The following is a 14056-nucleotide window of genomic DNA, read 5'->3' on the forward strand; positions in this document are numbered from 1 at the left end:
AATGCTTAGTCATTCAAGAATCCCATCCGTTACACCGTAAGGTGTAGGACTTGCGGCTTTAGCCGTGGGAGTGTCAAAGGAAAAAGTCCAATAACTGTCATAATTTCTGTGAAATTTTAATAAATTAGTATGTAATAATTTAACTATAGGGTTATTCAAATGTAATGGAGGTAAATAAATAGTTGGGTATGAAATTTTGTATCCAATTGTTAATTTTAGTTATACGTGTTTAGCCTTCACTTACATCCATGCTCTTAATATAGTAAGAAATTCAATAGGAGGGGACTAGTAGTATGAATAAAAAAATTCTAGGACAGTTTAGAAAAATGGCAACAAATAAAAAAGGATTAAGTGCTGCTGCAGTAGCAGTGGGAATTATGAGTACAACTCTTATTCCTCAAAATGCCTATGCACATGGGTTTGTTGAAAAGCCAGGTAGCCGTGCAGCTTTATGCAGTCAAAATTATGGGGCGCTGAATTCAAATTGTGGAAATATAATGTATGAACCGCAAAGTTTAGAAGCTCCTAAAGGATTCCCACAAGGTGGACCAGCAGATGGGAAAATTGCTTCAGCAGGAGGCCTGTTTGGTGGGATTCTTGATCAACAAACAGCTAATCGATGGTTTAAGAATACAATTAAGGGTGGAGAAAATACCTTCACTTGGAAATACACAGCTCCTCATTCAACAAGTCAATGGCACTATTACATCACGAAAAAGGGATGGGATCCAAATAAACCTTTAGCAAGAGCAGACTTTGAGTTAATTGGTACTGTAAAACACGATGGTTCTAAAGCATCTAATAATTTATCACATAAAATCAATGTACCAACTGATCGTAGTGGGTACCATGTTATTTTAGCTGTTTGGGATGTAGCTGATACTGTAAACGCTTTCTATAATGTGATTGATGTGAATCTAATAAATGATGAAAAAACAGATAAAGAGGCACCAACCAAGCCATCTGAACTACAAGTAATAAAAGCTACTTCAAATAGTGTGGAATTTAATTGGAAACCTGCAACAGACAATGAAGGGGTGAAAGAATATCAAGTGCTACGTAATGGGGAATTAATTAATACTGTAGTCGGTACAAGTGTAATTGATAAAAAATTAAATCCAAACACAGAATATACGTATACAGTAAGAGCAGTAGATGCTGCAGGAAATATATCTGAGAAAAGTGAAGTATTAGTTATTAAAACAACAGAGGAAAAACCAGATACAGAAGCACCAACTCAGCCTAAAGGATTACACAGTATGGGAACCACTACGAGTAGTATTGATTTAATGTGGAGTCCATCGGAGGATAATGTAGATGTGAGCCATTATATTGTATACAGAGAAGTTGGAGGGGCCATGAAAGAAATAGGTACTGCTAATACAACTTCATTTATGGATAAAGATTTGCAAGCGAATACAGTATATAAGTATGTAGTATCTGCTGTCGATACATCTGATAATGAATCAATGAAAAGTGATGCCATCACAGTTACAACAAAAGGACAAGAAAACTCTTATGAACAATGGGATGCGCGTAAAGCGTATAAAGCAGGAGATAGAGTAGTTCATGAGGATAAGGTGTATGAGGCAGTTCAGAGTTATCAAGGGAATGGGGATCCAAATTGGATTTTTGCATTGTCATTATGGAAAGAAGTAAACTAATAATGGCAATAGTGAATCCCTTTAGTATTTAAATAATGGGCCAATTATAAGAGAGGGTATTCCTATTTTTTAACTCTTAATATTGTTTGAATATCAATTTCTGCATTTTCAATACCTATTAATAGAGAACGAAACCTAATAATAAAACTATTATTCAAAGTACCTAATACAAATAAAAAGATTAGGTACTTTGAATAAATATTTGATAGATAATAAAAACAATAAGATATGAAGTAACCTTATTATTTAATTTGCTAATGTAATTGGCGCTGTGTACATTGTATCAGTGTGTCCATCTGCATGTGTTACTTCAATTTTCATGCGATATGTTCCTGGTTCAGAAATTGCTCCATTATTGCCAGTCTCAGCATCAAAATCTTCATATACATTTGTTCCAGCTGGTAATAATGAACCATAGTGAAAATCAGCGTCATAATAATCCCAACCAGTATCATAGTGTTTTTCAAAAGATGCTGTGTAATGTACATCATATGGATTATCATTTGTTGCTCGTAGAATGATATTTTGTCCCAGTCTGTATTTCGTATCTGAAAGTTGAATTGTGAAATTATTTAATGTTTCTTTAGGACCGCAAATGTAACGACAATATTCGCTCGCCCCATCAGCATGAATTTTAGGTGTTTCCACATTCATTGCTGCTAAACCGCCAAGAGCCAGTGTTCCCGCTAATAATATTTTACTAAATGTTTTCATTTAAAATTCCCCCTGAGTATGTTTTTAATTCATTCAACAGATGTCACATCAAGTAGTTTTATAACATTAAGCAAATTGAATGCTCTTTTTTCTTGAGTACATTTGCTACCAACCTTCCATCTTGTAGTAATTCAATCTGTACATAAAATTTCATGGTTTTAAATCCTATATATGTATCTTAATGTACATTGAATAGATCCTTTAATACTTCGATGATACGTTTGGTTTTTTTACTTGTATCACCTCCTTATTACCATTTGTTGGTAAAATGATAATTTCATTATACATAAAATTGGAATCTACTAACAAGAGCCAATAACTTTGATCTATCCATTATCGCGAAATAAAGGAATTAAATAAAATGTTTTATACAAATGTTGCAGATGCTCAGTTTGTATAGTTTTTCTTATTACGGGGTTCTTTTTGGTCTATATAATTTTAGTTATTTAAAAAGTTTAAGCATTTGATAATTCATGTAATACCTTAATGCTATTAAATATTTCATCATGTTGATAGTAAATTCTATTTTATTTACTATCAATAATTCTTTTGCATACATACTCAACGAAATCTATTTTTAGAGGTATTCCGAAAATAGAACAGAGGTTATTAATATATGCACGAAACCATTTAATTATATATATATAACAGTTATTGTATTTTATGTTAATATTAATATGATAGGAAAGGCATTATATAAGGCGAATGAAATAATTTGTAATAATAAATTATAGGAATAAGAGGATTATAGTATGAAACTAACAAAAATGCTTTTAATAGGAGTTACACTTGCTACGACGACGTTAACATCGTTAGCAAATGTACAGGCAGATACAGCATTTAAAGATGTTCCTGCAAATCATTGGTCTTATGATGCAATTATGCATCTAAAAGATAAAAAAATGATAGCTGGCTATGGAAATGGAATGTTTGGATTAGGCGATAATATTACGCGAGGACAAGTAGCTCGTCTGCTATATGTGTATCTACAGCCATTACTTGTAGGGGATAGGTTTGAAGATCAATTTAAAGATGTAAAAGGTACTATGTTTGAAAAAGAAATTTATGCTGTTGTCAGTTCTGGTCTTATGAATGGATATGGGGATAATGAATTTGGACCAAATGATATTTTAACTCGTGAACAATTAGCGGCAATTTTACAAAAAACATTTAATTTAAAGCAACAATCTATTACTACTTTTAATGATGTGGAAAAAAATTATTGGGCTACTGAGGCGATTAGTGCCCTGCAAGAGAACAAAATTGTTATGGGCACAGGTAACAATTTATTTGAGCCTAAAAAAGTAGTAACTCGTGAGCAGTATGCACAGTTTTTATATAGTGCAATGCGTAAGTTAGAGAAGCCGGGACAACCTGAAGTAATGCCGTTAGGGATACCGAGATCCATGGTGACAGATGATTTCACTTTTGATAAATCGTTGGTTGATATTGTTCCTGTGTATAGTAAATCTATATCTAAAGAGGCGCAGAATCTCATTAAAGAGATAAATGAGAAATATAATCTAGATATAAAGTATTGGGAGACAAGTGCTGTACTACATTTAGCTTCATCTAAAATGTTAAAAGAAAATAAAGATTGGTATGGACCATTGAGTATAGATGAAAAGGGCGGTAATAATTTTACTATTAGCTTCGAAAATTATAACCCATCTATTGAGTTGACGAAAAGATGGGTTACTATGATATACCCTGATTTGAATCTAGACAAAGAGATTGATCGATTGGTCAAAAATGTAAATGTGGAATATGCATTTGATAAAGGCCGACATAAAATAAAAATGGGACAAACGGCTAATTATAAGGGCTGGTACATTTATATTGGTGAATAATTAACCTTTTACAAGGATTTAAACTGATAGAAGGAGTTATTATTGCGATTAAAGAAGCAAGTAATTGGATAGAAACAAACATTCACTCTATGTAGTGTAGATTTTTAATAGAGTATATAAGATAATGTTTAGTTATTCCATATAGTACTGTTGGGAATCAGTATTGTATGAAAAATGTAACGTTTAGGAGCTAATTTGAGTAGGAAAAATAGAAACGATGAAGTTTATAAAAGAAAATAGAGAAGAGCATTTTCGTGAATTAATTGCTAATAACTAGCAGGAAATTGCAAAAAGAAGAGTTAATCAAAAATTAACTCTTCTTTTTATTTAAAATTAAAATTAATTTCTATACCCGTTATACCACAGTTTATTAATTAGATTGTGCATAAGATCAATTTTTACTATAAAAGAGATTTAAATGGGGATAAATTAGCATTCGTAAACCAAATTTCACAGAAAAATAGCTCTTCTTATAAAAGGTGTTTCTAATAATTATTTTGGTTCTGGATAATGATTGTAGTATGAGGGTCTAATAAATTTTTAATAGACATTTGTTAATTTAGCATCTCTAAATGGAGAAGTGTAAAAGAGACTTAATTACATTAAAAGAGGCATACATATTATTAGGGTTAACTAAAAAACGAAATATAAAGGATATCTTAGGTTAGGAAAATTTAAAAGCCTTGTCATTATAGACAGGGCTTTCAAAAAAGGGACACAATTGACAACTGAAGGTGACTCTATATTACCATTTTTGGTATTTTAATTCCAGGTATCCATGTTGAGAAATAAAATGATTATTTTGTAGAGTGTGAGATAGGAGATACTGCTTATCAATTTTTCAGGACAGGAAGGCAAAAGCAGAATTTTTTATTTGCTTTAACCAAAGGGTAGGGGAAGTACTTTTGCTTAGTAAATCGTGTTAATCATAGATCAATGTTATGTAAAAAAACTATTTTCAGGATAGGTGTCCTTTGTGTTTTAAGAAGAGAAAATATTTTCTCAACAGGACAAATCGTAATCATCTATAAGTACTATTTATAAGGATAATAGGAAAAACAGAAATTAATAATAAAGGAGAATGCGAAATGAAAACAGTAGTAACTGATAAAGATCTAGCTGAAATCCGCGAAGAAGACGTAGATGTTTTAAAAGTAATGGCACATCCGGTTCGATTACAAATTGTAAGTGAATTAATGCATCATAAAATGTGTAATGTTACGCAGTTAACGGAAATATTAAAACTCCCACAATCTACTGTTTCACAGCATTTATCAAAATTAAGGGGAACCGTACTTCGTGCTGAAAGAAAGGGATTAGAGATGCATTATTTTATAGATAATGCTAAAGCTCGTCAGATTGTAGGAATTTTAGGTTTTTAGGTTAATAATATGTGAAACGTTTCTTGTATGTTTAACAAATTGTACACATTTAAAAACATAAAGCTAAGAAAGCAAGATGTCTAGAATATTTAATAAGGGATACACATGGAAAATTGCATACCATCTATTCCCGATAATTAAATAGAAATGTAACTATAATGATTATATTGAATAGATATTGAAAACATCTATTCTCATAGGATAACAATGGAGGTGAAGGTAGGTTACCTGATAGCTAGCTGTGTTAATCACAATGGCGTAAATGTCCAAGGTGTTGGAGAAGATAAGATGTTTGGTATCTTCTATTATGCGAATACAGATGAATTAAATATGATTTCTGACTTTAAAGAATTAAAAGAGGGTTGTATTCGTGTAGCAATAAACTTATATGGTAAAAATTCATCTGAAGTACAAGCTGTCCAACAAGCTTTTAAAGCAGCTTATATTTAATTTCTATTGTTCTAAAAGAATTAAATTGTTTTGTTCAATCATCTTTGCCACAGCTTCAAATTGAGCTTGATTCTCAAGAATCTCAATCTGCTTCTCTTTAGGGAGTGATTGAAGTATTTCTTTTATTTCTTTACACTCGTATATGTTATTCTCCGAGTCTTCAATTAATTTATTGCGACGATTGGTGTATTCAAGTGCACCTAGAGTCGCTAATGCGCGAGGATATAATCCTATAATTCCCATGAATTTCTCTCCTTTCCTCTACAATAATTCGATAGGGGGAAGGAGATTCCTTTAGTGATTTGGTAGAGTTTTTATATAGTTATATAATATGTTATTTATTAGTGGGAATGTTATTTAGCTGGAATACAATAGAATTAGACTTAAAAGAGCTTCAAAAAAGGATGAGAAGAAAGGGGAATCCAGTAAGTCTGACTCCTTTCCCTTAAATAATCTACTTATGGAACGGTTGTTTACTTGTAAAGTGAATTTTAAATCAGATTCCTTGAGGGAGATTTGATTGACGGAGGGAATGGATAGATAAACAAAATTAAAGAGAATTGTAATGGAAAGAACTATAGGAAATATTAAGGAGTTATTAGATAATATGTTTTTTAGTATTTAAGAAGGGCCCGTGTATAAATTATTAAATATCGAAATAAACGATTAGTCATTAACTAGACAGAAGGACACTAGTTATTTGTATAAATGGAATACCGGAGAGTAGGAAATTAATATAAGTAGAGGGTGCAATCCTCAGTATTTCTTGAATGTTAATAAGCGTTAAACTTTATATTGCAATACTTACAGGTGATGCACCAACTGTTACTACTGTATTTACGGTATAGTCAACGGAGTTAAGGATAGTAACCGTGTTTTGTTCTGGTTGAGCAATATAGATAAATTCTCCATCAGGTGTAAACGCAGCGCTTTTTGGGTCGTTTATGGAAATAGTTCCTGTGGATTGGTGTTGTGCTGTATCAATAATATTGATTTCATCTATAGTTTCTTCTCCTAGCAAAGCTACAGGTTGATTAGGTGAAAGAGCAAGGAACGAGTAGTAATACGTTCCAGTAATAATACTGCCAATCTCTTGAAAAGTGGACAAGTCAATAACTGCAAGTAGGGTCCCAGACCCCGGAAGTTCTTCTGTAACATAAGCTAAGCCATCAAGCAAACTAATTTCTATGATGCTTGGATAATCCATTGAAGTAGGAAGATCTACTATAATTTCTCCTGTATTTAGATCAACCTTTACAATACTCCAAGTTGTATAATTTACGATGTAGGCGTATTGTCCATTCGGATCAATTGCTATACTTGAAAATCCAAATCCTCCAAGTGAGATGGTATTAGTAATGGTTTGAGTTAAGAGGTTAATAACAGTAATGCCCATTGAACCAGTTAAAAAATTTAGTATATACGCAAACTGATTATCCGGAGAAAACCCAATATCAATTGGATTGTTTATTGAGAAAGTAGAGATAATGGTAAGTGTTTCATTATTAATTGTAGAAACACGATTATCATTTGAGTGCAAAACTAAAGTGTATGTTTTGTTTGGATTAACAGTAACTTTAATTGGCTGATATGGAAGATTGATTACATGCTGGACAGTCTTTGTTGCTGTATTAATTACTGAAAGAGTATTATCATCTCTATTTGCTGTAAAAGTATAAACCGGAGGATTTGGTGGCACTGGTAAAACAGAAAGGGTGCCATTTAAGATAAATGTATTTTCATCTTGTGGCGTAACTGTTAAACTCTTAAGTTTAAAGCTGCTAAAATCAAAGCAGCAATTCGGATCAGTTGTATAATAAACAATCTGATTGATAGAGAATTTATGCCATTTAGAAAAAGCTGCATCTCCTTGTCCATATTGATTTTGAACAGGAGAAATACTAACAAGCATTGTAAGTACGCCATATATGAGAACACTGTGTACTGGATAGGAACCGTCTGGTAGGTCATCTTGCAGAAGGCAAGGGTTCGGTGTTTGCAGCGTACATGGTTCAAATGCACATTTTAATCGGTTTGTATTCCAGGTGACAGCACCGGTATAATTCGTATCATTAATTATATAGCCTTCAGGAGCTGTAATTAAAACCTCAAAATCTACATATTGATTGCACGTACCTTGGCAAGGTAACATGATTTCACTTCCTTTATCAAAAATTATTTGTTATTTCATGTGGTATATAAAGTTGATTACATATCGTATTAAGAAAAAAATTTTTAGAACCTATGCCTTTTTATGAAATAATCATGATTGAAAGGCATCTACTTGTTAATGCAATATACAAATAGTTGGCAATGCTCTATATTATGCTTCCTATTTCTTAATGCTTGTACATATCATGGTTATTTTAATTGGAATAAAATCTGATTCAATAATGGTAAAACATATTGAGATAAATGTGAAATTGATTTCGATAGATTAAGCCGAGCAATAAGGCATGCTGCTAAAGCGTTGTTGATTTCGAAGAAGTCAAAGCATGAAAGGTGCTCAACGCTATGGCAGAAACGGAAATTGCATATGTGCCACTAATGAGGAGGGTGATCGCTTAAGAATGAGGAAGAGTAAGTCTAGAGAGTGATTAGATGTTCCTGGTTTATTTTTCACATCAGTAGATTTTCTACTTAGCAAGTCATATTGTAATTGAAGTTATTTATGGAATAGGTTTTCACCGAAAATAATAAAAATTCATGAACAAACAAGGTAACGTCTTTATCTTTTAGTGTATATAAAAAGAAAATCATAATTACCGGAACAGTTTGTTCTATTTGTTTATATAATAACATAACTGAACTGTAGTTATTGATAAGGAGTGGGATAATAGTTGCCTAAATTTATGGTTATTATGGCTAGTAATAACACATGCCATTGTTTGTAGAAAAATCAATACGGAATGTATTAAATTAGAATTGTAAATGTTTCACAGTTTTTATTATAGATAATAATTCTAGCAAACTTACTCAATAAATAATTCGAACATGTATAAAAAATATATAATTTTATAGAAGTAATATTCAACATATTTCAGAATGAACAGAAAAAGTAAGGTATGCAGTTTTAATTAACGAAGCCTATCAGTCTATTAGAACTGTAAAAAGATCAACACAAAAAATTACAAATAATGATCCATATATAATGGATCATAGTTTGATATGTATTGAGCTTCTATTTTGCCAATCGTTTAAAAAATGGGGTTCTTACTGGGATGAAAAACCTGAATTTTATAGCATAAAATATGTTCGTTTTTTTGAGATTAAATCATTTTGGGGATTTTTCTCCAATAGATAAAATTTTAGATATAAGTTGTATTAATTCAAATTTAATACATTTTTAGTTATTAATGAAAAAATGAATTTGTACAATTATTAAACCATAAATAACATGTTAGGAATTAAGAGGAGACTTAAGAAGAAAAAGAGGGTGAGATCTTGAGTGAAATCTATTTGAAAAATTATTGGTTATTAAATTTAGAGTATATAAAGGTGTTTTCTGAATTAGTACATCATAACATTTCTTTACCTTTATTAAGTAATTTTTATCAATATTTAGAAGAAGATGTTAAAAGTAAGATGAAAAGTAAGGATTTTTATAAATATTTGTCAGTTGCACCAATAGAAGAAAAACAATTGCAGTCAGAATTTGAAAAATGGTTGCCTCTGTTTGAGCAAATGACAAAGAAAAGAGGACCAGATGGAGTCGTATTACTTAATACTGATTATCTTCGTTTTTCAGCAGGTAATTTTTCGCATTTTAACCCTGAGTATACAAAAATATTAACAAGAGCAAAAAAAAGCGAGCTTTATGGTCTTCCTACGATTTGTACAATGGATTATACAAATAAAGTTCCGGATAGTTCTCATATTTTCATTGAAAAAGCTCAAAAAATTTTTTCAACATATAAAGAACATCCGTTATTTTCCAATAAATTTTTTCAAACAAAACTACTCAATGATCTTCCTATCATGATTGAAAAAATTAATATGGCATATTTTATTTTTGAAGAACATGATATCTCGAGTGTGATTGTTGGTACAACAGAAGATATAACGAACCGAGTACTTACTCTTATCTCTAAAAGTAAGGGGATTCCAAGTTATTGTCTTCAGCATGGGGCCATAATGGGAGAAGAAGCGTTTTTTCCAATTTTCGCTACAAAACAGATTGTATATGGAGAGTACGAACGAGAGTGGTATTTTCAAAGAGGGGGAGCTGATTCTCAAATCGAGATATTGGGACACCCAAGATATGATGATATCTATAATAAGAAACATTTAGAAAAAAAAGTACTTTGTAAGAAACTAAATATAGATCCCTCTAAGAAAATAATATTTATAGCAACGCAACCATTTAAAACCCAAGTTTATGTTGAATTAACAAAACAATTGATGAAAGACAAAAATATTACAGTTATTATAAAGCCTCATCCATGGGAAAAAGGTCGTAATTTAGTGAGTGAATATATTCATTTAAGTAAGGTATATCCTAATGTCAAGTATATTACAACTGAAGTGAATATTTATGATGTCATTTCTAATTCAGATCTTGTAGTTATCTCTAATTCAACAGTAGGATTAGAGGCTATGTTATTGGATAAACCAGTAGTTGTTTATAAATCTAAGTCAGAGGAGAGGGATTATAAATATTACGATGAATTAAGCTGGCTTGTGACTCATTCTATTGAAAATATGATACAGACAATTGAAAAAGTTTTATATGATTCTTCATATTCTACAACTGCTAAACAATTAAGGGATTATTTCATACAGAAAAATTACCCTCAAACAACAGTTACTCAAAAATTACAAGATTTATCTCGAGGTATGTAAAAGTGAAAAATGAAAAATCTTTATAAAACACACTGGATTATACAGCAAAACATCTAAGTAATCGTATGGAATAAGGCCGTAGACACGTAAAACGTCGTTTTGCTAGATCCTCAAGATTTCAAAACTCTCTTCAAGCCTCAATCACAATAAAAGGAATTGAAACTATTCATGCCCTATATAAAAAACGGAGTCATCAACCAAACTCCGTTTTTTCAATGTACAATGAATTATAGAAATTATTGCTGTCTATATAAAATTTGTTTTTTTAAACCACAGTTTTTTACATTTAGCTAATTTTGCAACAGAACCAATATGTCCAGTCTAGAACTTCGTCTGGATAGAATTTTCACTACAATATGACATTTCCTGTGGACAAGATATGTGGGAGAAGTTTGGTATTATGAAATCAGTGTGTTTCCTAATTTTTTTCTGATAGGAATGGCAATACAGTGCACTCTTCTTTTAGTCTTGAAGTTAAAAGTGTATTAATATGAAGTGGTGAACTACTCAACACTTCATATTCTAACGGACTGTTAATAGAAGGGTAACAATATAGAAAAAACTCAATCTGAGCATTTAGTACTTTGGGATAATAGTGAAATATCTACTTATTTAGAATGTTCCATGAGAAATTCCACCATCAATTGGAATAAAAGTACCTGTAATAGCACTTGCAGCATCACTAGCTAAAAAAGCTACAACATTACCAAATTCTATTGGGTCATTATATCTCTTCATTGGTAAATTTTGTGTGATTTCTAATTCGATATCTTCAACATTTCGCTTTTGTGTTTTAGACATTTCATTTAATAATTCGGATGCGCGAGCAGTTTTGAAAGAACCAGGTCCGACAGTATTAACTGTAACTCCATAACTAGCGTATTGATGAGAAAGAGTTTTAGAAAGAGAAGCTAGTCCAGCCCTATATATATTTGATAAGGTAAGCATTTTTGAAGGCTCTTTTGCAGTAAGAGAAGAATTTATAATAATTCTTCCCCACTTACGAGAAGACATATCAGGAATTAATTGTTTAGTTAAATAAATGACGGGCAATAACAGATCATTGTGTGCTTTACAGAAATCTTCAATAGTTAAATCCTCTATCGTTCCAGCTTTAGGACCAGCCACATTTGTAAATAAAATATCAATCTTTCCCAGTTGATTCTTTCCTTGCATAATAAGTTTATTTAAATCTTCGATGCTAGTTACATCGGATGGTATTGCTAGAACTTCTCCTTTACTACCAATATCACAAATTTCTTTTTTAGCTTTTTCTAATTTTTTACTTCTACTTGTAATAATCACATTATGTCCATCACAGTATAATCTTTTAGCAACTGCTAAGCCAAGTCCATCAGAACTAGCTAACACTAATGCTGTACGTCTTTCAATTTTATTCATTAAATCTCCTCCAACATATCTTCATATAATTGATCATCTTTACTTACATCATATTTTAAAGTTCTACCTATAAAATTCTTAGCTTCTGAAGGTTGGGTACCTGTTCCAGGGCGCTTATATGTTAAATCACTCCATTGAATTTTTGTACCTTTAGCCATATCACTACAAGCTACCAAGGATCTACGAGTTAATATGAAATTTGCATCATCTGTATGCCGGCGCTTTATGGGTACACCCATTGCTTTTTTAATATTACGTATATCAGTTACAAATTGATTTAGTTCATGAGGATTAATAGAAACTTCATAGTCAGGTCTTTTTATTGTAGCGTCTAAACTGAAGTGCTTTTCTATAACGTGAGCACCTAACGTCACTGCTGCTAAGGAGATAGCTGTTCCTGCAGTGTGATCACAGAAGCCTACTGGATAATTAAAATTTTTTAGTGTCTCCATTACTCTAAGATCAACTTCATTAGGTGGAGTCGGATATTTAGTATTAGTTTGATATACAACGACATTTTTTCCACCTGATTTTTCAATCACTTCTAAAGCAGCTTCTATTTCAGATAACAATGCACTTCCAGTAGAAAGAAATATAGGTAAACCAGTTTTTGCACATTCAGCCAAAAAGGGATGGCATGTAATATCCCCGCTAACTATTTTAAGAAAGTCAGCACCTGACTTGACAATAAACTCAAGAGACTTAAAATCTACTACACAAGCCGTCGTAGATAATCCCAATCTATGTGCAGTATCAAACAATTCGATAATCTGTTCGTCTGATAATCTCCATTTATCCCAATCTAATTTGGTCTTAGAAGATTTTCTACAATCAATGTCATTATAGGCTATATGCTGAAAAGTAACTGCATCAGCCATACTTGAGTTGGCAACCTCGACCATTTTTTTCGCCTCAATAAATGAACCTGCATGATTAATTCCGGCCTCAGCAATTACAAAAACTGATGAATCATCACCAATTAGCTTCCTATTAATATTAAATTTCTGCATCAGTAATCTGTCCTTTCTCAAGGTAACTACAAAATTGCAGCAGTTGTATAGAATGTAATTTCTTAAGTGTATTTGTAAGGAATTGTTAGCAAGATTTTTTATTTAGAAATGTTTAAACAGAAGTGAAGTGTAAATAATCACATGCTATAGCAGCTGCAGTGTTTATTTAGGAGAAGATATACCTACCTCTTTTAAAACATCATCTGTACCATTTGGATCATATTTTAAATCTTTCGCTTTTTTATTTTTCAACAACTTTAATAACGTATGAGCCAAGAAACGAATTTAGAACGTGAAATAATTATTTTTCAAAATTATTATTGGGAAAATGGGAAATATTTGTTTTGATTTCCATCAGAGAAATATCAAGTAGTAGTTTTCCATTAATGTATTAGAGTGTGCAATCGCATCACCGCAGCATTCTTTAAGTGAGCTTTTAATTATTCGAAATCCAAAATCATTTGTACCAAATAGCAGTCACTTTCATATACTGGGCAGGATACTATTTACCTGCTTTATCCCGCTATTTGCGGTCAGTAAGGTCTGCCGTGTTGTACGAAGGTGCCTATAGGAACGAATTTGATTTTCGGTTTCATAAGGATATAAAAGATAAATCCAGTTTTTCTTTGTCGTATCGTACGTATAGAAAATGCCACAGATTCTATATACATTCGGCCCAAAAATTTCAGGCTTTACTCTTTTTACATCAACATCTTTATACGCAATCTTGATAACTAAAAATA

At 31.7% G+C, this 14056-nt stretch carries 9 protein-coding genes and 2 pseudogenes; 6 read left to right on the plus strand and 5 right to left on the minus strand.

The genetic code is table 11. The features are described from left to right. Positions 1 to 293: 293 nt before the first annotated feature. On the plus strand, positions 294 to 1664 hold the full coding sequence (locus tag V7S50_RS27000; RefSeq protein WP_242253810.1) for a lytic polysaccharide monooxygenase: 1371 nt from the start codon (positions 294 to 296) through the stop codon (positions 1662 to 1664). Between the two features lie 246 nt (positions 1665 to 1910). Here V7S50_RS27000 and V7S50_RS27005 read toward each other — a convergent pair whose 3' ends face one another. Further along, entirely contained in the window at positions 1911 to 2378 is a 468-nt protein-coding gene (locus V7S50_RS27005) for a hypothetical protein (protein WP_242253808.1), read from the minus strand. A 752-nt stretch (positions 2379 to 3130) separates the two neighbouring features. Here V7S50_RS27005 and V7S50_RS27010 point away from each other — a divergent pair. The 3 genes and pseudogenes from V7S50_RS27010 to V7S50_RS27020 form a co-directional block, all read left to right on the plus strand. Continuing rightward, on the plus strand, positions 3131 to 4228 hold the full coding sequence (locus V7S50_RS27010; RefSeq protein ID WP_336376665.1) for an S-layer homology domain-containing protein: 1098 nt from the start codon (positions 3131 to 3133) through the stop codon (positions 4226 to 4228). A 1088-nt stretch (positions 4229 to 5316) separates the two neighbouring features. After that, on the plus strand, positions 5317 to 5610 hold the full coding sequence (locus V7S50_RS27015) for an ArsR/SmtB family transcription factor (protein WP_242253806.1): 294 nt from the start codon (positions 5317 to 5319) through the stop codon (positions 5608 to 5610). Between the two features lie 216 nt (positions 5611 to 5826). After that, a pseudogene (locus tag V7S50_RS27020) lies at positions 5827 to 6060 on the plus strand (M4 family metallopeptidase); the annotation flags it as partial. A 3-nt stretch (positions 6061 to 6063) separates the two neighbouring features. Here the strand turns inward: V7S50_RS27020 and V7S50_RS27025 are convergent. After that, on the minus strand, positions 6064 to 6303 hold the full coding sequence (locus V7S50_RS27025) for a hypothetical protein (protein ID WP_336376664.1): 240 nt from the start codon (positions 6301 to 6303) through the stop codon (positions 6064 to 6066). A 547-nt stretch (positions 6304 to 6850) separates the two neighbouring features. Beyond that, on the minus strand, positions 6851 to 8212 hold the full coding sequence (locus tag V7S50_RS27030) for a YncE family protein (protein WP_336376663.1): 1362 nt from the start codon (positions 8210 to 8212) through the stop codon (positions 6851 to 6853). A gap of 1292 nt (positions 8213 to 9504) precedes the next feature. Here V7S50_RS27030 and V7S50_RS27035 point away from each other — a divergent pair. Both V7S50_RS27035 and V7S50_RS27040 read left to right on the plus strand, forming a co-directional pair. Further along, the gene (locus V7S50_RS27035) at positions 9505 to 10902 is read left to right on the plus strand and encodes a CDP-glycerol glycerophosphotransferase family protein (RefSeq protein ID WP_336376662.1); all 1398 of its coding nucleotides are present in this window, start codon (positions 9505 to 9507) and stop codon (positions 10900 to 10902) included. A 29-nt stretch (positions 10903 to 10931) separates the two neighbouring features. Then, positions 10932 to 11135 (plus strand): annotated as a pseudogene (locus V7S50_RS27040) (IS6 family transposase); the annotation flags it as partial. A 379-nt stretch (positions 11136 to 11514) separates the two neighbouring features. Here V7S50_RS27040 and V7S50_RS27045 read toward each other — a convergent pair. Both V7S50_RS27045 and V7S50_RS27050 read right to left on the minus strand, forming a co-directional pair. Further along, on the minus strand, positions 11515 to 12303 hold the full coding sequence (locus V7S50_RS27045) for an SDR family oxidoreductase (RefSeq protein ID WP_242253794.1): 789 nt from the start codon (positions 12301 to 12303) through the stop codon (positions 11515 to 11517). Further along, the gene (locus tag V7S50_RS27050) at positions 12303 to 13313 is read right to left on the minus strand and encodes an N-acetylneuraminate synthase family protein (protein ID WP_242253791.1); all 1011 of its coding nucleotides are present in this window, start codon (positions 13311 to 13313) and stop codon (positions 12303 to 12305) included. The genes V7S50_RS27045 and V7S50_RS27050 overlap by 1 nt, the downstream gene beginning before the upstream one ends. Positions 13314 to 14056 lie beyond the last annotated feature (743 nt).

Origin of the sequence: Bacillus sp. CCNWLW194, from assembly GCF_037120585.1 — a bacterium.
GTDB classification, from domain to species: domain Bacteria; phylum Bacillota; class Bacilli; order Bacillales; family Bacillaceae_G; genus Bacillus_A; species Bacillus_A basilensis.